Source organism: Bacillus sp. IBL03825 (assembly GCF_024712505.1).
Taxonomy (GTDB): domain Bacteria; phylum Bacillota; class Bacilli; order Bacillales; family Bacillaceae_G; genus Bacillus_A; species Bacillus_A wiedmannii.
In genome coordinates this window covers 279,539-299,816 of record NZ_JAMXKE010000002.1, presented here as the reverse complement: position 1 = coordinate 299,816, position 20,278 = coordinate 279,539, and the positions used below count along the sequence as shown (strand labels likewise).

Annotated in this window: 13 protein-coding genes and 3 pseudogenes; 11 read left to right on the top strand and 5 right to left on the bottom strand. The window is 31.7% G+C overall.

Translation table 11 applies throughout. The features are described 5' to 3' along the window. Window positions 1–6: 6 nt before the first annotated feature. A complete protein-coding gene (gene hypF, locus NHG49_RS29100) occupies window positions 7–2,337 on the top strand; it encodes a carbamoyltransferase HypF (RefSeq protein WP_258127004.1) in 2,331 nt (776 codons plus the stop codon). Between the two features lie 78 nt (window positions 2,338–2,415). Further along, complete coding sequence (ectB, locus tag NHG49_RS29095; protein WP_064475244.1) at window positions 2,416–3,681, top strand: diaminobutyrate--2-oxoglutarate transaminase; 1,266 nt, start codon at window positions 2,416–2,418, stop codon at window positions 3,679–3,681. Between the two features lie 479 nt (window positions 3,682–4,160). On the opposite strand, the pseudogene NHG49_RS29090 reads toward ectB, so the two are convergent. After that, window positions 4,161–4,337 (bottom strand): annotated as a pseudogene (locus NHG49_RS29090) (zinc ribbon domain-containing protein); the annotation flags it as partial. 73 nt (window positions 4,338–4,410) lie between these two features. Here NHG49_RS29090 and fic point away from each other — a divergent pair. The 4 genes from fic to NHG49_RS29070 all read left to right on the top strand — a co-directional run bounded on the left by fic (window position 4,411) and on the right by NHG49_RS29070 (window position 9,092). After that, the gene (fic, locus tag NHG49_RS29085; protein WP_446325384.1) at window positions 4,411–5,019 is read left to right on the top strand and encodes a protein adenylyltransferase Fic; all 609 of its coding nucleotides are present in this window, start codon (window positions 4,411–4,413) and stop codon (window positions 5,017–5,019) included. Window positions 5,020–5,867: 848 nt separating this feature from the next. Continuing rightward, complete coding sequence (sdaAB, locus tag NHG49_RS29080) at window positions 5,868–6,566, top strand: L-serine ammonia-lyase, iron-sulfur-dependent subunit beta (RefSeq protein ID WP_064475245.1); 699 nt, start codon at window positions 5,868–5,870, stop codon at window positions 6,564–6,566. Between the two features lie 22 nt (window positions 6,567–6,588). Then, window positions 6,589–7,479, top strand: coding sequence for an L-serine ammonia-lyase, iron-sulfur-dependent, subunit alpha (gene sdaAA / locus NHG49_RS29075; RefSeq protein ID WP_064475246.1), 891 nt, complete (start codon window positions 6,589–6,591; stop codon window positions 7,477–7,479). A 293-nt stretch (window positions 7,480–7,772) separates the two neighbouring features. Continuing rightward, complete coding sequence (locus tag NHG49_RS29070) at window positions 7,773–9,092, top strand: aromatic amino acid transport family protein (RefSeq protein WP_064475247.1); 1,320 nt, start codon at window positions 7,773–7,775, stop codon at window positions 9,090–9,092. 513 nt (window positions 9,093–9,605) lie between these two features. On the opposite strand, the pseudogene NHG49_RS31555 reads toward NHG49_RS29070, so the two are convergent. Both NHG49_RS31555 and NHG49_RS29065 read right to left on the bottom strand, forming a co-directional pair. Continuing rightward, a pseudogene (locus NHG49_RS31555) lies at window positions 9,606–9,680 on the bottom strand (helix-turn-helix transcriptional regulator); the annotation flags it as partial. Window positions 9,681–10,870: 1,190 nt separating this feature from the next. Further along, window positions 10,871–12,619: an S-layer homology domain-containing protein gene (locus NHG49_RS29065; RefSeq protein ID WP_258127003.1), complete on the bottom strand. Its 1,749-nt coding sequence runs from the start codon at window positions 12,617–12,619 to the stop codon at window positions 10,871–10,873. A 650-nt stretch (window positions 12,620–13,269) separates the two neighbouring features. Between NHG49_RS29065 and NHG49_RS29060 the strand changes: the two genes are divergently transcribed. Then, window positions 13,270–14,697 carry an S-layer homology domain-containing protein gene (locus NHG49_RS29060; RefSeq protein ID WP_258127002.1) on the top strand — a complete coding sequence of 476 codons (1,428 nt, stop codon included), beginning with the start codon at window positions 13,270–13,272 and terminating at the stop codon, window positions 14,695–14,697. A gap of 148 nt (window positions 14,698–14,845) precedes the next feature. On the opposite strand, the gene NHG49_RS29055 is transcribed toward NHG49_RS29060, so the two are convergent. Then, window positions 14,846–15,400 carry a helix-turn-helix domain-containing protein gene (locus NHG49_RS29055; RefSeq protein ID WP_064474082.1) on the bottom strand — a complete coding sequence of 185 codons (555 nt, stop codon included), beginning with the start codon at window positions 15,398–15,400 and terminating at the stop codon, window positions 14,846–14,848. A 313-nt stretch (window positions 15,401–15,713) separates the two neighbouring features. Between NHG49_RS29055 and NHG49_RS29050 the strand changes: the two genes are divergently transcribed. The 4 genes from NHG49_RS29050 (at window position 15,714) to NHG49_RS29035 (ending at window position 19,461) form a co-directional block, all read left to right on the top strand. Then, window positions 15,714–15,956, top strand: coding sequence for a hypothetical protein (locus NHG49_RS29050; protein ID WP_242069231.1), 243 nt, complete (start codon window positions 15,714–15,716; stop codon window positions 15,954–15,956). 81 nt (window positions 15,957–16,037) lie between these two features. Beyond that, on the top strand, window positions 16,038–16,541 hold the full coding sequence (locus tag NHG49_RS29045; RefSeq protein ID WP_088047371.1) for a DUF3902 family protein: 504 nt from the start codon (window positions 16,038–16,040) through the stop codon (window positions 16,539–16,541). 134 nt (window positions 16,542–16,675) lie between these two features. After that, a complete protein-coding gene (locus NHG49_RS29040) occupies window positions 16,676–17,497 on the top strand; it encodes a peptidoglycan-N-acetylglucosamine deacetylase (protein ID WP_258127001.1) in 822 nt (273 codons plus the stop codon). Between the two features lie 221 nt (window positions 17,498–17,718). Next, window positions 17,719–19,461: a methyl-accepting chemotaxis protein gene (locus NHG49_RS29035; RefSeq protein WP_258127000.1), complete on the top strand. Its 1,743-nt coding sequence runs from the start codon at window positions 17,719–17,721 to the stop codon at window positions 19,459–19,461. Between the two features lie 237 nt (window positions 19,462–19,698). On the opposite strand, the pseudogene NHG49_RS29030 reads toward NHG49_RS29035, so the two are convergent. Next, window positions 19,699–20,178 (bottom strand): annotated as a pseudogene (locus NHG49_RS29030) (FAD-dependent monooxygenase); the annotation flags it as partial. Window positions 20,179–20,278: the final 100 nt, after the last annotated feature.

The following is a 20,278-nucleotide window of genomic DNA, read 5'->3' as shown; positions in this document are numbered from 1 at the left end:
CAATTCATGAAAAAAGTAATAAATATGTTTATAAAAAAGTATCAAGTTAAAGGCATTGTGCAAGGTGTTGGTTTTAGACCTTTTGTATATAGAATAGCAAAAAAATATGATCTAAACGGATGGGTGTTAAATGATTCAAATGGAGTGCTGATAGAAGTAGAAGGGGAACAAAATAATATTAAGCATTTTATTCATGATATAGAATTTAATTCCCCAGAATTGGCTTATGTGCAAGAAGTTAAATTGGTAGAGGAACAAGAATCCGATAATCGTTATAGCTCTTTTGATATTTTGAGTAGCAAAAAACATAGTAGTAGGCAAACTTTAATATCTCCTGATACTTATGTATGTAATGAATGTTTAGAAGAATTATTTGATCCAACGAATAGAAGGTATCGCTATCCATTTATTAATTGTACAAATTGTGGACCTAGATATTCAATAATAAAAGATATTCCTTATGATAGACCGTATACTACAATGGCTAAATTTCCTATGTGCAAAGAGTGTGATAAGGAATACAAAGACATATTAGATCGGAGATTCCATGCACAACCAAATGCTTGTTGGAAATGTGGACCACAAGTTCAATTGAGAACAGCAGATGGTACAAATGTCCCCACTGACAATCCAATAGAAAAAACCATTGATTTGTTGAAACAGGGGAAGATCCTAGCTATTAAAGGTTTAGGTGGATATCACTTAGTTGTAGATCCAATGAATCATGAAGCTGTAAAAGAATTAAGAAAAAGAAAAAAACGGGATGAAAAACCTTTTGCTTTAATGTCATCTCAATTAGATGATGTGAAAAATTTTGCTAAAATAACAAAAAATGAAGAAGCTTTATTAGTTTCTAAAGAACGGCCAATTGTGTTATTAAACAAAAAGGATAATGAGTTTATTTCTTTAGATGTTGCACCTAATAATAATACTTATGGGGTAATGTTAGCCTATACCCCACTTCATCATCTCATATTAAGAGGGAATTTTATTGCATTAATAGCTACGAGCGCCAATGTTTCTGATGAACCTATTGTATATAAAGATGTAGATGCAATTGAGCAGCTAAAAGGAATTGCAGATTATTATTTAGTACACAATAGGGAGATATTCACTAGAGTAGATGACTCTATTGTTAGGGCTATTGATTTAGATGATGAAATAACAAAACTACACATAATTCGTCGCGCTAGAGGATATGTACCAAACCCAATTGATTTTAAAGAAGGATCAACTAATGTACTTGCTTTAGGAGCAGAATTAAAGAATACGATTTGCTTAACTAAAGGTGAAAAAGCTTTTATTAGTCATCATATTGGCGATTTAAAAAACTATAAAATTTATGAATCATTTAAAAATACTATAGCTCATTTACAAAAAATCTTTGAAATCAGACCTTCCGTAATAGCAAGTGATCTTCATCCTGATTTTTATAGTACAAAATACGCATTTGATCAAAAAGCTTTACCAGTTGTACAGGTTCAGCATCATCATGCCCATATGGCTTCTTGTATGGTTGATAATCAATTAGATGGTCCTGTTTTAGGAGTTATTTTAGATGGTACGGGTTATGGTGATGATGGGAATATTTGGGGCGGAGAGTTTTTAATCGGTGATTTTCTTAATTATCAAAGAGCGGCATATATCGATTATTTTCAGCTACCAGGCGGTGATAAAGCCGTTAAAGAACCGTATAGAATCGCTTTAGGAATATTGACGCAAATATATGGTGAACAAGTCAAAGAATTACCAATAAAGATCATTTCAGAGCGAAATAGTTTTGAACTAGATGTACTTATAAAAATGATTCAAAAAGGAATTAATTCTCCTCTTACTTCAAGTATGGGAAGGCTTTTTGATGCTGTTTCAGCACTATTGGGTGTCCGTGAAACAATCCAATATGAAGGACAGGCTGCTATTGAGTTGGAGCAAGCGATTGATATCAATGATTCTTCCAATTCTTTATTATCATATGAAATAGTTGCTTCGAATGGAATTAGAAAAATCGATATAAAACCTATGTTCAAAGAGTTGGTATCTTTGATACTTAAAGATAAGTATACCAAGGGTGAATTGAGCTATCGTTTTCATTATACAATGGTTCAAATGATTACTGAAACCTGTAAACAAATTCGTCAAGAAACAGGGATTAATAAACTAGTTCTTAGTGGGGGAGTATTTTTAAATACGTTTTTACTTGTAGAAACCTATAAGTCACTTAAGGCTTGTAAATTCGAGGTTTACATGCATAAACAAGTACCTACTAATGATGGTGGAATCTCTCTTGGCCAAGCAGCGATAGCAGCTCATCGTTATAAAGATACGCATTCAGTATAAATTCACAATAGTGATTATATAACTTTTCGTTATTCTTTGTGAGCATAGTAAAAACGAAAAATTAGGAGGAGCTCTTATATGGTAGTTAGTTCAAAAATGGATATATTTAATGAACTGGAATCCCAAGTTCGAAGTTATAGTAGAAGTTTTCCAACAATCTTTACTAAGTCTAAAGGATATAAATTATGGGATGTAGATGGAAAAGAGTATATTGACTTTTTCTCAGGTGCTGGGGCTCTTAATTATGGACATAATGATGAAAAAATGAAACAGGTATTAATAGAGTATCTTTTAGAAGATGGTATTATTCATAGTCTTGATATGGGAACAAGTGCTAAAGTGAATTTTTTAAAGCAATTTAACAAAATTATTTTGGAACCACGTGATTTAGACTATAAAATTATGTTTCCTGGTCCAACTGGTACAAATTCTGTTGAAAGTGCACTGAAAATTGCTCGAAAAGTGACTGGAAGAACAAATATCATAAGTTTTTCTAATGCTTTTCATGGAATGAGTTTAGGATCACTTTCGATAACGAGTAATCATTTTAAGAGAAAGGGTGCTGGAGTACCACTAAATAATAGTATTATCATGCCGTATGAAAATTATTTAGATTCTTTTAATTCTTTAACGTATTTAGAAAAAGTATTAAGTGATAGTGGAAGTGGAGTGGATTTACCTGCTGCAATTATTCTAGAAACAGTTCAAGGTGAGGGTGGTTTAAATACTGCTAGCTCCCAATGGTTAAAGGGAATTGAAAGACTGTGTAAAAAGTATAATATATTATTGATTGTTGATGATATTCAAGCAGGGTGCGGACGTACGGGTACATTTTTTAGCTTTGAGCCTGCGAACATTACACCTGACATAATTTGTTTGTCAAAATCTATAAGTGGTATTGGCCTTCCGATGGCTATTACACTAATTAGACCAGAATATGATAAGTGGGAACCAGGAGAACATAATGGAACGTTTCGCGGGAATAATCTAGCATTTTTAGCGGCTACAGAAGCATTGAGTTATTGGCAAGATATAGAGTTTATTAATGCTTTAAAATGGAAAAGTGAAAAAATAACTAGTTTTCTTAATGGGATTTGTTTGAAATATCCCCAACTTCAAGGAGAAGTACGAGGGAGAGGCTTTATGCAAGGAATAGCGTGTAATAATTTTGGAATAGCTAAAAAGATCTGCTCAGTTGCATTTGAAAATGGTTTAATTATTGAAACGTCTGGGCCTAATGATGAAGTAATTAAGTTGTTACCTTCTTTAACAATTGATATAGAAGGCTTAAGTAATGGATTTGAATTGTTAGAAGAAAGTATTTCTAATATTATAAAAGATTAACTGGGTATTAATTAAAGATATCATCAAATTAGGTAAGAAGAGTGCTTCGGGATATTATGGTATTCCAAAGGATTAGATTATTTCAAAGTGAAGAAATAAAATATAAATAAGAATTTTTACTTACCATTTAGAATTTGCTATACGTAAATGTTTTATGAGTAGAATTCATATTTTTTATTTTTGGAAGTTCCATTACATGTAAAATCGTTATTTAGTAAGCGTTAAGGAGGGCTTGACCAGAGCGCTCCTTAACGCTTACAACACCTATAAGGGTTTATGAGTTCTTTGAGAAATATGTTTTTAAAAAAATCCATATTTAACGATAAATGTGTAGAGCATCTTGAGAAGAACATGTTCTGAAGATGATTATTATCTTATTCTAAGTAGATAGATATTGTGAAATATTGAACTACTCCCACTTTCACTTCGTTTAGAAGTGAGGGATTCCTAATTAAAGAGTTCTATCGAACCCTAATTGATTAGGCTAACCCCGCAGTCCTTGCGGTTATAAGCCTTATCGCTTCATTCTTTAGATTGATACTTGCGTTAATATCCCTATCATGGTGTGTATGACAAGAAGGACAGTCCCATTCACATAGGTTTAGATTTTTAACGTTTTTATTTTGATATCCACAACAAGAACATAATTGGCTAGAAGTTTCATCAAGAATTTAGCCACACAAGAAGATTTAGATATGTTAAAAGAATTAGTGGCAGAAATAGAGGAGAATGATCGTGCTAGAAAATGAATTAGGTATCAAAAATCAGTTGGAATTGAATCGGGTGGAAGAACGACTATCAAAAATAAAAGCCAAAGATTTATATGATTCAGGAGAAATAAACAACATAGAAGTTGGCACATTTAAGGGTCTTTCCGACATTCATAATTATCTATTTGAGTATATTTATTTCTTTGCTGGAAAGGTTCGAAAGGTTAACCTAGCGAAGGGGAATTTTCGATTTGCTTCTGTTATGTATCTAAGTCATTCACTAGAACATATAAACACTATGCCACAAACAACCTTTGATGAAATCGTTGAGAAGTATGTTGAAATGAATATTGCCCACCCTTTTAGAGAAGGAAATGGTAGGGCGACTAGAATATGGTTAGATTTAATCTTTAAGAATGAAATTCAACAGGTGGTTGACTGGAATGGAATTGGTAAAGAAGATTATTTACTGGCAATGGAACGCAGCCCAATTAAAGATATTGAAATTAAGCATTTACTCCAAAATGCACTAGTAGATAAAATTAATAGCCGTGAAGTATTCATGAGAGGCATTGATATTAGTTACTATTATGAGGGATATACCGAATATTATATAGGGGATTTATAAATAAACAAGGGCTGGAATTGTTCTTTTTTATTTGCTTTTTGAAGAGGATTTTTTAAATGAAAACAATATAAAACGGAGTCCACTAGGGATCCCTAGTGTTTTTTGGAACTTATCTTTTATTTGCACCAAAATCGTCACAATGCTGTACAGTTATAAGAAGAATAAATTAAATTTAAAGTAATGAATACTGATAAAGTATTACTTTATCTTAAGATCCATAAAAGAAGTTCCTCTTTTCTGATAATAAATATTGATGCGTAATTTATAATTAATATACGTGAAATGTTTTATGTTTGATTCATGTATTCCTTTCCATCTACATGAATCATTTATTGTAACAGCTTTCACGTCCAAAATAAGATGTTCAAACAAAGGACAATACAAGTATCTTTATAATGATTTTCCAATATAATCAATGTGTTAATGTAAGGAACTCTGTGTTATTTTTGCTTTTCTATTAACTAATACAGCTTCAAACAAAGGACATAATTGCTACATGCTAAGTGTAATTTATTATCCATTCAAGATTCTGTTTATTCAATCTTTCTAAAAATAAAAAATCATTAAACTCATAAATATACAAGTTATAATGAGGGCGTCGAGAGATAGTTCGTTACCTCTAGATAAAATATCAAATCTAGTTTTGGTGCGAAAATTCTAAAGACCTTACAAGTAACTTTCTTAAATTGGACATACTGATATGATTACTCTACAAAGGATGTGTAATCAGAAAGGAAATTTATTTAACATCAAAAGAAAGCGCTAACAACGAGGTTTTATTTTGAATTAATTATTCTAATAACTTAGTTTCAACTGTAATTAAAATCATAAATTATGGAGGTGCTTATATGAACATAAATGTAGCATCTATTGAAGAAAAAAAGGTTGTTAAATACAAAAGTTGTTTTGATGTAATTGGGCCGGTAATGATAGGGCCTTCGAGCTCACATACTGCAGGGGCTTTGGCTATTGGAAAAGTTGCCAATAAATTATTTCAAGGTCTTCCAAAAAAAGTCGTGGTAAGGTATTATGAGTCATTTGCTGAAACACATAAAGGACATGGAACTGATTTTGCGATTATTGCTGGGGTATTAGGATTTGCAGCCAATGACAGCAAAGTGCCAGATGCAATTAAAATAGCAGAATCTAAAGGAATCGACATTACCTTTATTGAAAAAGCGGGTGATAGTCCTGCTAATCATCCAAATACGGCAGATATATATTTAGAGGATGGAAGTCGAAGTATTAGAACAATGGGTATTTCTGTTGGCGGTGGATTAATTGAAATCAAACATGTTGAAATTGACGGATTTAGTTTGGATCTGCAGGGGCCATTGCCAGTTATTATTGCACTTTCCGAAAGAACTGACTTTGAATTTGTTTTACGCAGGATTTTTAAACAATATGATGTGGAAATTAATAATTTTCATAGATTAGAAGAAAATAGAAAATTTTTATTTGCATTCGCATTAGATTCAATATTGCCTGGTAATATCCAGGAGGAGTTAAGAAATTTAAGCAATATAGCTAATCTCATTATTCTTTAGTTACATTAAGGAGTGAAAAAATATGTATATGTCCATAAAAGGAATTGTGGATGCAGCTAATAAAAGCCAAAAGCTAATTTATGAATTAGCAATTGAACAGGAAATAAAACAAACTAAATCTACTTATGAAGAAGTTTGGAGTAAAATGGAACGAAATTTAGCGACTATGAAAAATGCTATAAATAAAAGTATTGAGGGCGACGGGGTATTTTCTCCAACTGGTTTAACTGGAGGGGATGCAGTTAAAATTAAAAAATATCGAGAAAATAGGAAAACTCTTTCTGGAGATTTGATGGTGTTAGGGATCCAAAGTGCTATCGGTGTTAATGAAGTAAATGCTGCATTAGGAGCTATTTGTGCAACTCCAACAGCAGGTGCGAGTGGAACGATTCCGGGAGTTCTATTTAGTATTAAAGATACGTTAGATTTAAGTCATGAAGATATGATTCATTTTCTATTCACTTCAGCGTTATTTGGAACGGTAGTCGCAAATAATGCTTGTATATCAGGAGCGTATGGAGGATGTCAAGCTGAAATAGGAAGTGCCTCAGCGATGGCGGCTGCAGCTGCAGTAGAAGCTGCGGGTGGAACGCCACAGCAATCTTCTGAAGCTTTTTCAATTGCATTACAAAATTTACTCGGTTTAGTTTGTGATCCAGTCGCTGGTTTGGTAGAAATTCCTTGTGTAAAGAGAAACGCCATTGGGACGGCAAATGCTTTAGCGGCAGCGGACATCGCATTAGCCGGTGTAAACAATATCATCAATGCTGACGAAGTTATTGAAGCGATGTATAGAGTTGGAAGACAGATGCCTCGCGAATTAAGAGAGACAGGTTTAGGTGGAATTGCAGCTACACCTACAGGGATTGCCATTAAAAATAAAATATTTGGGGAGAAACAATCAAATCAATGAACAGTTAACGTCTATATTGTGAAATAATTAACAATCTATTCTCTATTGTTCGCTTAAGGATTTCTGGATATTGGGGGAATTATCAATAATATATCCTGCTATATAATTGAAACATTTTATAAGTGGTAATAAAATCGTCAGGTTGATGCTTCGTAAATTTTTTAATTTTGATCAACTTAAAAGAAGGATATACGATGTGGCGCACTTTATAAACAATTCATTTTTCAAGAACTGTCTATATTCCGATGCCTTAAATAGAGAAGTAAGAATAGGACACTAGGAGGAATTATTATATGAATGGGAATACTGCAAAAAACATAGAATTTCAAGTTGATAATACTGCAGTAAAAAATGAGAAATATCTAGACCCTAAAAAGTGGCATAAACAGGATACTACCTGGGCATTGAGTCTATTTGGAACAGCAATTGGAGCAGGAGTACTCTTCTTACCTATTAATGCAGGTTCAGGTGGTTTATTATCATTGCTGATAATTACCATACTTGCATATCCTGTTATGTATTACTCACATAGGGCGCTTGCTAAAATGATATACGCTTCGAATTCTGCCGACGAGGGGATTACAGGAACAATAAGAGAGTATTTCGGTAATAAAGCAAGTATCATTTTTAACATCGTATATTTCGTCTCAATTTATACGATCGTGCTGATGTATTCGGTTGCACTTACAAATACTGCAAGTAGTTTTATTGTGCATCAATTACACATGCCAGAGCCTCCAAGGGCCATTTTATCACTTGTATTAGTACTCGGTCTTATCACTATACTGAATTTTGGTCAAGATATTACTGTAAAGATAATGAGTATGTTAGTATATCCTTTCATTGCTTCTCTACTTTTTATTGCAATATCTTTAATTCCACAATGGAATACTTCAATGCTAAGTTTTTCAAGTGTTTCTACTGCTTCAACTGGAACAGGATATTTTGGAATGATTTGGATGATACTACCAATTATAGTATTCTCGTTTAATCATTCTCCTATGATTTCGTCATTTGTTATGAAACAGAGAGCTACGTATGGAATAGATGCTACTGATGCCAAGTGTGCTCAAATACAAAAAGTTTGTTATATCATGACATTCGTTGTTGTTATGTTCTTTGTGTGGAGCAGTACTTTAAGTTTAACTCCAGATGATCTTAAGGTGGCAAAAGAACAGAACTTGTCAATCCTATCATATCTTGCGAATGAGCTTAATTCACCAGTAATCACTATTGCGGCTCCGATCATTGCATTTGTGGCAATTACAAAGTCTTTCCTTGGCCATTATATAGGAGCGTATGAGGTAATGCGTGACATGATTATCAAGTCCGGTAAAAAACGTGGGAAAGATATAGGAGAGAAAACAGTTAAGACAATGATTCTTACTTTTGTCATATTAACATGCTGGTATGTTGCTTATACAAATCCAAGTATTCTTGGAATCATTGATGCTCTTAGCGGTCCGTTAGTTGCTGCTATCTTATGTCTATTACCAATGTATGCAATTCGTAAAGTGCCTGTACTAGCTAAATATAGAGGGAAGATGAGCAATGTATTTGTCATTATTATAGGTATCCTTACTGTACTAGCAAGTATTAAGTCATTATTCTAATTCACTATTGTTGGTTATCATGCAAAAATCGTAGGATATGAAAAAAGAAAGATTCCTAGCGGAATTGAATTTTACATTGTTAAATCAAATAGATTATGGTTTTGGACAAACTCCTCATCTTGGAGAGTTTGTCCTTTTTTGATTATATGCTTAACTTCTATTCCAGTAATGACTTTTTTAGCTGCTTGCAATGATTATAATTCAAGCATATTAGACTGCTGTCCCATGATCAAAAAACGAAAAATCATATCACTACAACAGTTATTTATTGATATTTAGTGCGTTTTTTGTATTTTGGGGTATTTGCTTTTCTTAGCTTGATGGTGATGTGGCGTGACCCCTAAATGCTTTGAAAATCCTTACTGAATTAACATTAAAAAGAATCTATTTTGGAAAAATTAATCAAAACGGGTTCCCATGTTTAAAGTCTGATTGTAGATTTTATAAAAAAGATTGATCAAAACTCATGAACATATCAATTACAAAAATTGACTTACTTTTACTAGAATTATTCTATTCCTCAAACCAAAATAGAGTCTCGATAGGCGCTTCTAAAACCTTTGCAATATCATAAGTAAGTTTAAATGTAAGCGTTTTAATGATGTTATTAAACAATATAACCCAGATTCTAAAACATATTTTCTGATTAAACAGTTTGATGAGTTTTGTGATATAAACGGAATAGGTGGCATAACACATCAACACCATTTTATGAAATTACCCTTATTATCAAGGGAGATTGCACAAGGAATTGACTCATATATATGAAATACCTTCCAAGATGTTTTTGAACCACCACAAACCAAGAGAGGAATTGCATATAAACGAAAAAATAGGCGAGCTGGATTTGGTAAGTTATGTGCAAATCGTCAATGTCTAATTTTACGTTTTGGACCAAAGGGAAGTAGCAAAGGGTTAGAAATGCAAGAAGTTATAGACAAAAGATTTGGGAAATCATTTGTGCGTAAAGGGAGAGATTTAACCGTTTATACACATGAAACATATATAGATTATCAAGAATTGTATCTTTTCGATTAGCGTACGAAATGCGTGTTTTGTTAGTGCTCCCTAATAATAGACTAACCTGCTTCTAAAAACTTAAAAGGGGAAGGCTTTGAACTAATATTTACCAGCAGAAGCGAATTACAACACAATAACTTCTTATCATTAATAAAAACACATCACTATTAAATGGTGATGTATTTTTATTTTAGAAAGGATCGTTATACGCAGCTGTACAGAAATAAAGTTCTCTTTTAATTAATAGATTTGCTATTGAAAATCATGGTAAAGATGCACGTAGATATATGTAACTAAAGCAATTCCTTTATAAAAAAGTATCCATTTTCATGTCTTTCTACAGTACAACAATTGTAGAAAGACATAAAAGTCTTAACTAAAATCTCATGAACAATCGTTAATAAATAGCCATTATCATAAATTTTGTAGGTACTTTCATGTCTCAATAACGGGACATGAAAGTCTAAACTTTTTGAACTAGGGACAAGAAACTTTAAACTACTTAGCTTATAATAAAATATCCATGAAAGTATTCTAAATAGATTTATAGGGGATAAAATGTTTCATTTAAATAATTATAAACAAATTCACTTATACAAAAAACAAGAAGCTTCTTAATTGTAAGAAGCCTCTTGTTTTTAGCTTTAGACAAAGCAAATTCATATCAATTTTAAATAACTAACACAACCATAGATATTAGAGAAATAGCATCTATATACTTATTTGGTATGGGGATTTTCCCATTGGAAAATTATTGCTTATTTTACCACCTTTTCGATGATAGGAGCTTTAGCAGATAATTCACCAGTTGCCATATTATTCATAAAATATGCCCCATAAATAGTAACGGTATCTCCAATATTTATATCTTGTACGACTTCAGGAGAAACGATAGCACTAACAGTCGAATCTCCACTAGAAATTTCAATAGCGTCATTTGATTTATTGATTACATTTCCAGTGTGCATTTTATATTGTTTTTTTAGCACGTTGTCTTCATTTTCTTTTTGAACAATTGCATATTTAGCTGTATCGGGTTGACCAAATACAAGACCATCTATAAAAATAGGTGCATAAATAGCAACGGTATCTCCAATTTGAATATCTTTAAGGATTTCGGGGGAAGTAACCATAGCACTTAAACTTGAATTTCCATTTGAAATGATTAAAGACTTTTCTGTTTTAGCAGTTACTTTTCCTGAACGCTTTTTGTGCTGATTTAAAGCATTTTGTTCTTTTTTATTGACTTCTAATATAGAATTCGATTTATCCATACTTGTATTAGGAGTAACTGTCTTACTGGCCAACTTTTCAATGATAGGAGCTTTAGCGGATAATTCACCAGTTGCCATATTACTTATAAAAGATGCCCCATAAATAGTAATAGTATCTCCAATATTTATATCTTGTAAGATTTCAGATGAAACGATAGCACTAACAGTCGAATCTTCATTAGAAATTTCAATAGCGTCATTTGATTTATTGATTACATTTCCAGTGTGCATTTTATATTGTTTTTTTAGCACGTTGTCTTCATTTTCTTTTTGAACAATTGCATATTTAGCTGTATCGGGTTGACCAAATACAAGACCATCTATAAAAATAGGTGCATAAATAGTAACGGTATCTCCAATTTGAATATCTTTAAGGATTTCAGGGGAAGTAACCATAGCATCTAAACTTGAATCTCCATCGGAAATAATTAAAGACTTTTCTGTTTTAGCAGTTACTTTACCAGAACGTTTTTTGTGTTGATTTAGTAGAGTTTGTTCTTTATTATTTTGTGTTGAAACAGCTGTCTCAGTAGTTAAAGATCGATTTTCTATTGAAATTAACTCAACCTCTTTACTATTGACATCCATATCTTTACTGCTGACTTTTTCTCTCAATACACCTTTTATTTCTTTAGAAAGCATATCAGTTTTAGCAGTAAGTTGAACAGCTTCAACACGTGTTATCACTCTATTTGGTTGCCAACCATTATCAGTACCCGCGGAAATTTTTAAGTCAATTAAAATATTGGCATATTTTTCTCCCCAATGTCCTTTTAAATCCTCAAATTTACTTTGGCCATTATCATGTGCTGTACTTTGCAGTTTATAAGCATTTACTAGCATGGTCGCCATAGCAGCACGTGTAACTTTTCCGGATGGATTGAAGATTCCATTTCCTTCGCCTTTAACAATACCAGCTTTTTCAGCTGCAGCAATATAGGGAGTAGCCCAGTGGTCTTGGGTATCTGTAAAAGAAGGTTTGGCTTTTGTATCAATTTTTATCCCTAAGGCTTTTGTTATAATTGTTGCGGCGTAAGCTCGATCTAACATAGCGTTTGAGCCAAAGGTACCATCTGGTAAACCTGATATAGCTTGTTTTTCTAATAAATAATTAACAGATTGCTCTGCCCACTTTGGAACATCAGAAAACTTTTGAGTATCCGCAAAAATACTAGAAGAATAGGATAATATAGCCCCCGCAAGAAGACCTGTTGTGATTAATTTGCGCTTCATAAAAATATACACCTCTACCAATCTATTGTATTACCAAATTGAGATTTTTTATTTTTATATTTATATGTTTGTGATGATGCTGACATCTATTCAATTTGGTGTAACGATTATAGTTACTTATATACATAAGTGTCAATGAATAATTTTAACAAAAATGTTTTATATTTACATAAAAAAATTAATATAAATTAATTTTATTTACTAAAAATTAATAAGGTGTTGACGTATTAATGTATACTTAACTATAATTAATCAATATTAATTGAGATTGATTTTCAAGTTTGTTTACTAGTTTAACAAGTATACAAAAACTAACTTGAATTTAATTAAAAAAGTTGAATATAAACTTATATTTGTTCATTGACACTTATATACAGGTAACTAAAATCGTTGAACCAAATGTATGTTATGCTTAAAAATTTTTAAAAGATACATATTGATAGAAAACCTTTTCTCTATATACTCTGTTGGATAAAGGACCTTTATTTATCCAACAGAGTATATATATTGTCCATTAACAATATAGTTAATTATTCAATAAGCTTACCAACATTCATTGCAATTTTTTATTATTATTTCTTAATAAAGGAATGTTATAAATTAATTGCATGAAAATGGCCAGAAATTAAGATTTAGAAGGAGAATATTTTATGAAATCCAAGTTAATTGCTACAGGAATTATTGCAGGAAGTCTACTATCCTACTCATCTAATATATTTGCAGATACCAAGAAATTCCCTGATGTTCCAAAGTGGGCAGAGCAATCCGTTAATTACTTAGTGGATAAACAAGTTTTAATTGGTTATCCAGATGGGAATTTTGGTTCACATGATTCATTAGACAGAGCTTCCGCCACGAAAATTATGACAAAAGTATTAGGTATACAAATTGACTTCGATGCAAAACCATCCTTTACAGATTCCCAAAACCATTGGGCTACTCCCTATATTGCTGCAGCTGAAAAAGCTGGCATCATTAAAGGCGAAGGAAATGGAATCTTCAATCCATCCGGAAAAGTTACACGTGCTGCTATGGCTACCATGCTAGTAAATGCTTATAAACTAAAAAGTCCAGCACATGATAATGGCCAAAGTAAATTTGAAGATTTAAAAGGACACTGGGGAGAAAGATTCGCCAATATTTTAATTGATTTAAAAATTTCCGTTGGTACTGATAATGGTTGGCAACCAAATAGATTCATAACACGCGCCGAAGCCGCTCAACTTACTGCTAAAACTGATATGATGCAACTAACTCCAAAGAATGTTTTAGAAGAAAAAGAGATTATTACTGCTACGTCATATGAAGATTTAAATTTAACAGTGGCTTCAAAAATTACAGCCCAAGAGATTGATAGTTTTATTGCAAAATACCATTCAGATAGTCCGTTAGTTGGCCATGGGCAAGATTTTATTAATGCGCAAAATCAATACGGTGTTAATGCACAGTATTTAGCAGCACATGCAATTTTAGAGTCTGGATATGGAAAATCAGAAATCGCATATCAAAAACACAATTTATTTGGGTTACGCGCGTATGATAAGGATCCGTTTAAATATGCAAAATATTTACCAACCTACGGTGACAGTATTGCTTATAATGCCAATTATGTACGAGAAAGATATTTAGAAGAAGATGGCATGCATTATAATGGACCAACATTAGCTGGTATGAACGTAAAATATGCTTCAGACAAAGGCTGGGCTGGAAAAATCGCAAATATTATGGAACGTATTAAACCGTTCCGTGTGGAAGACTATAAATCTGCAAAAAAATTACCCAAAAGTCCTGAAACATTAGATGTTGAAGCGTTATCTAATAACATTCCGTATAACATGTATGCAGATGCGAAAACAGCAAATGTGGTATCTTCAACTGCTTATTACCAAGTACCTTATCCTTTTCATTTAAAAATTAAAAGTAAATCAGATGTTGCAGTCGAGGAAAATAAAGTCGGTACAGTAACTCCTGGAACAAACATCTTTATATATCGTGAAGATCCAAATGGATGGGTAGAATTCTCTTTTGAAGCTACTGGAGAAAAATACTGGACATTAAAAAGTAAATTAAGTATGTAATTAGAAAGGTCTCTTTCACTACTCATAATCGTTTATAATTAAATGACATATAATTATAAGACAAGTTTTTTACTTTTTTAAATATAGTTATGTATACAAAAAAGTTAGAGAATTATTTTCTCTAACTTTTATGTGCTATTACTTGAAATTAAAAAGATGGTGGGGTTACTCCAAATATAACAGTGACTTTGTGTAAAGAAGTGTTTTCCCATTTATGTTTTGCGTATGGTGGGATTTTAACACTATCACCTGGATTAAGAAGTAAAACCTCATCATTTAGATATAGTTTTACTTGTCCTTCCATAACAAATGCTATTTCTTCACCTTTATGTGCCATAGGCTCCATAGAAGAAGCGGTTTGAGGTAACAGATTCATTAAAGCTAATTCCAGTGATCCATCTAAATTAGGTGATAATAACTCATACGAAACATTGCCGCTTTCAGGGAAAGTTATTTTTTTTCTTTGATTAGCTCTTACAACTAATTCTTCTGTATTGGTATCTTCTAAGAAAAAATTAAATAAAGGAATATTTAATGCTATAGAAATTAGTTTTAGTGTTTGTAAGGATGGATTCGTGATTCCTTTCTCAATCTGACTTAACATGGAAGGTGTTATATCGGATAATTCAGCTAACCGTTTACTAGTTAATCCGGCACTTTTTCTAAATACCATAATTTTTTCACCAATATTAATATTGTTCATATACGTAATCCCCTTTAAATAAGTGAATAAAATTAAAATTAATTTTATTCACTTATACTAAACATATTGTTAATATATACTTAATTATAATAAAGTATGATTAATTTTCAAGCACCTGCATAGTTGTGAGAATAGTAAATAAGACGAGAAATGATTGATACTTATGCACCATGTGAACTTTTAAGTATGATGACCTGATTATATGATGGAATTTCTGTATAAGATTTTGGGATTAACAATTATACAATAGCTAATGGCCTGGCACTGGGAAGAGCATCTAAATTTGTAGGTAAAACAACGGGACTATTTTTAAGTGGTGCATATACAACATTTATATAAATTATTAAGAAAAGTAATAGGTAAAGAGGATCTCAAGTTAGAACCACCAGCATTAGCAGCAGTGATTGGACTAATAAGTAGAAAAAGATTATATACAATAAATGATTTAAAACAAATTTTGACTCAAAGTACACATATTGTATGGGGAACAGGAGGGAGTATGGTTCCAAAAGAAGTAATGGAAGAACACTATCAAAACAGGGTCTCAGTTAATTAAAAAAAGTTTAATAAGTAAAGGACAAGTTAAGAGTAAAAAACGAATGCAATATTATAAAATTTTTTAGGAAGTGAAAACATTATGAAATCAGCTTTAACTAACATTATGATCTCCTTGATTCTTGCGGTAGGAGGGGTCATTTCGCTTTTGTTCAATTTAATGGGGAATCGAGATTGGATCTGGAATTGGGTAGGGCTATTACTGGCATATCTATCTTTGGGCATTTTAATAGGTTTATATAATAAAACTGTGGATCACAAAACATTTCCTAAAATACTAAAAAGAACTTTGTTTATTTCCTTTAATGCTACTATATTAGGGATAATAATAGGGGTAACATATCAACTATTAGGAAAGTGGAATCTTACTATAATGATGTATTATTGGTTGATAATTTTATTACTACATTTAATTACTATAATAACATTAGTCATCCTAGTATTCGAAAACCGTAATAGTAAAAATTATAGCTTGCTTTATAATTTTATTATACTTTTAAACATTTTCCTTACCTTAGGACCAGTATTATTTCCGGTAGTTCTAACTATTATAGGAAATGCCATGAACTCTAGTGCAGGGTACTAATTTTTACTTGTATAGATTATTAAAATGATTAGTCCAAAATTGAGATTGGTTAAGTTAAAGAACTTTATAAGCTAATAGGATAATATAACTAAACAACATAAAGTGAAATAATAGGATAGAAAGAAGATTATAATATGAAAATTAAACTTAAGAAAAAAAGAATTATAAGTGTATTGTTGGCTATTACATTAGTAGCAATAGGGTATTACATGTTTCAATCTATTACAAATCCTAAGCTGGTAAATTCAGAAGAAGTAAACAGTGTTCAACAAGTGAGCAGTCTACCTAAAAATGAATTGAAAAAATTGATACCTACTCGTTTTGATGGTAAAGAAAGAAAAGTTGCATATTTAACATTTGATGATGGACCAGGAAAATATACAGCTAACCTATTAGATATATTAAAAAGAAATAATGTGAAAGCAACATTCTTTTTAATTGGCGACAATGTGAAAAGGCTCCCAGATTTAGTGAAACGAGAGCATGTAGAGAACCATTATGTGGGCATGCATAGTATGACACATGATTTTAAAAAGCTATACACCAATCAGCAATATGTTAAGGAAATGAAAGAGGATCAATCTTTAATTAGAAATATTATTGGAAACTCACCGAAATTAACACGCCCACCATATGGATCAATGCCCGGGTTAAATGAATCACTTCGAAATGAAGTGGTCGGAAATAATTTAAAAGTATGGGATTGGACAATTGATTCTTTAGATTGGAAATACAATAAATTACCCGTTGATGTAGCAGCCGCAAAAATTGTTCAAAATGTCTTAGCAGGTGCGACGTCTTCAAAAGAAATTATTTTAATGCATGATATTCATCCACAATCTGTCTCGGCAGTTCCAGCAATTATAAAGGGATTAAAAGAAAAAGGTTATGAATTTGAAGCTTATGATGAGAATAATCATTTTTCAATAAACTTCTGGCATGATAACCAAATATAAAAAGGCTTTATGAGTTAAATGAATAGAATAAGAAAATGATATAGGGTTTAAATATATGTAAGAGCGCGTTGACCTAAATATATAACAACACGCTCTTTTAACCATTTATATTTATTATTTAAGTTAAATTATAGTATTTTCAATGTATACAAGTAATTAAGTGTATTTTATTTTTATACATCTAATTATTTAATCAATATATAACAATGAGGTGGATTTAATTGTCGTTTTTAAAAAACAGTAAAATTGGAACAACACTAAACGTAATGGTAGTTATAGCAAGTGTCTCTTGTATAATATTATCTATACTAGGATTTTGGGGCCTTAAAAAAGGGGAACATGCTTCTACTACTATGTATGAAGATAGTTTATTACCAATTCAGTGGATAGGAGCTATAGAGTCTAATTTTTATCTTATCAATATGAATGTAAAAGAAACAATCCTATCAAAAGATGAAAAACGAATAAAAGAACTTTTAACAGAAATAGATGTAGCTCGTACAGAAACTGATCAGTTATTAAAGAAGTTTGAGACAAGAGTTAGTTCTAATAGAGAAAAGGAATTGTATAACACATTTTATACAATATTTAAAGACTTAAGAACACAACTGAAAAAAGTGCAAGATTTGGGACAATCTAATAATGAAGAAGCATATGCTTATTACCTAAAAGAGGTTGATCCCAATATGAAAAAGTCAATTCAGTCAATTCGTGAACTTATCCAATTTAATAATAATAATGCAGATCAATTACAAAAAAATAATACTGACAGTGCAACAAATACCATGATGCTGTTTGTTAGTATCTCCATTATAGCAATCGCAATCGTTATTTTTATTGGCTATATCATTAAAAGTGCGATTAAACAACCAATTGTATTATTACAAAGGGATATGGAGCGAGTATCTGAAGGTGACTTAACGATACGTACTTCTTATAAATCAAATAATGAATTGGGGAGCATTGTGAAGTCTTTTAATAGTATGCTGGATAACTTGCAACAATTAATTGGAGAAGTAAAAAACACAACACAAGAGGTTATTTCTTCTACCAATGGGATGTTGCAAGATACTAAACGAGCATCTCATATATCAAGAGAGGTTGTCCAAACTATATCTGAGGTCGATAAAAAAATAGAAGGACAAGTTACTAGTATTCAAGAAAGTTCCTCATCAATGGAAGAAATGGCGACTGGCGTTCAAACAGTAGCTGAATCTTCAGCAACGGTTACAGAAGTGGCTGTCACAACAACAGAACAAGTCAATTCTGGTAGTGAAGTAATAAAACAATCTATACTTCAAATGAATAGTATTCATGAGGTTGTTGAAGAAACATCCAAAGTAATAGAGAGACTTGTTACACGTACGCAGCAAATTGATAAAGCTCTGGATGCAATCACTAATATTGCAGAACAAACAAATCTTCTTGCCTTGAACGCCTCAATTGAAGCTGCACGTGCTGGAGAAAACGGAAAAGGATTTGCAGTAGTGGCTACGGAAGTAGGAAATTTAGCTGAGCAGTCTAAAACATCTGCATATGAAATCAATCATTTAATACAAGCCATTCAACAAGATACCAAAGATACAGTTGCTGCAATGCAAAAAGGCCAACAAAAAGCTTCAGAAGGAAAAGAAACAGCTAATAAAGCAGATCAAGCATTCTCATCTATTATGTCGGATATTAATAAAATCACTAGTCAAATTCAAGAAGTATCTGCAGCGACAGAAGAAATGTCTGCGGGTACAGAAGAAGTCAATGCCTCTATGTCTAGTTTTTCTGAAACTGCCACGCAAGTAGCTAAGGAAACAACTCAAACTGTACAGTCTATCCAATCACAAGCAGCATCAATCGAGGAGATATCGAATCAATCGAACAAAATAAAAGAAAAAGTAGAAGCATTGTCAGAATTAGTTTCAAAATTTACTATCGAGAAGCAAGACAAAGAGCAATCAAATATAATGTAAGAAAAATAAAAAATTGCTATTAAAATAGGGCAATTTTTAAGTCTGGTTAACAGTTAAATTTAAATAGTTAATTATATTGTTGGATTTCCCACTCGGAGTTATTAATAGAAATAACTATTTTTTAATCAAAAGACATTTACTTATGAATTAGAGTAAGTAAATGTCTTTTAAATATAAGTTTTTAATTAATATAATATATGAATCCTTATGTTTATATATAAATATTTATTAATATATTCTTGCGCCATCAGCGCTTACTACATATGGAACTTCTATTATATATATTGTTTTTCCTTGTTCTATTTCTAATTGTACGAATGTTTCATACTGTTTTAAATCTTTTAAAGTATGACCATGTTTAATGTCTACACCTAATTCTAACGCACGCTCTTCTAATATTTCTTCTATAATAGATTAGGGAATAAAAAGCGTATATGGAAAATCGGTATCTAAATTTTTAAAGTTTAATCTTGTATCTAGGGCAGCAAAATGGCTTGTATCTAATTTCTTCCCTCTGGATAAAAAGCGATTTTCAATACCTCTCATAGCCATTAATTCTAAGGAGCGGGGATGAAGTATGAGTGCTCTAGAATTTCTTATCCGATTTAATCTTCTCACTAAAACCACAACTTTTACATCTTGAATAGCTAATTCACATGCTGTCATAAGTCCAACCGGACCACCGCCAACTACCGCTACATCATAATAAATTTCCATGTCATGCCTTCCATTTTTTTACGTAATTAAGAGCTAAGACAAGATTTTGCACAATGGATTTGTAAACGATATCTATTGTACAGATATAATTATACCCCAC

Coding starts and splice junctions, on each gene's coding strand:
- hypF (WP_258127004.1), top strand. CDS start 7: ATGAAAAAAGTAATAAATATGTTTATAAAAAAGTATCAAGTTAAAGGC.
- ectB (WP_064475244.1), top strand. CDS start 2,416: ATGGTAGTTAGTTCAAAAATGGATATATTTAATGAACTGGAATCCCAA.
- fic (WP_446325384.1), top strand. CDS start 4,411: ATGATCGTGCTAGAAAATGAATTAGGTATCAAAAATCAGTTGGAATTG.
- sdaAB (WP_064475245.1), top strand. CDS start 5,868: ATGAACATAAATGTAGCATCTATTGAAGAAAAAAAGGTTGTTAAATAC.
- sdaAA (WP_064475246.1), top strand. CDS start 6,589: ATGTATATGTCCATAAAAGGAATTGTGGATGCAGCTAATAAAAGCCAA.
- NHG49_RS29070 (WP_064475247.1), top strand. CDS start 7,773: ATGAATGGGAATACTGCAAAAAACATAGAATTTCAAGTTGATAATACT.
- NHG49_RS29065 (WP_258127003.1), bottom strand. CDS start 12,619: ATGAAGCGCAAATTAATCACAACAGGTCTTCTTGCGGGGGCTATATTA.
- NHG49_RS29060 (WP_258127002.1), top strand. CDS start 13,270: ATGAAATCCAAGTTAATTGCTACAGGAATTATTGCAGGAAGTCTACTA.
- NHG49_RS29055 (WP_064474082.1), bottom strand. CDS start 15,400: ATGAACAATATTAATATTGGTGAAAAAATTATGGTATTTAGAAAAAGT.
- NHG49_RS29045 (WP_088047371.1), top strand. CDS start 16,038: ATGAAATCAGCTTTAACTAACATTATGATCTCCTTGATTCTTGCGGTA.
- NHG49_RS29040 (WP_258127001.1), top strand. CDS start 16,676: ATGAAAATTAAACTTAAGAAAAAAAGAATTATAAGTGTATTGTTGGCT.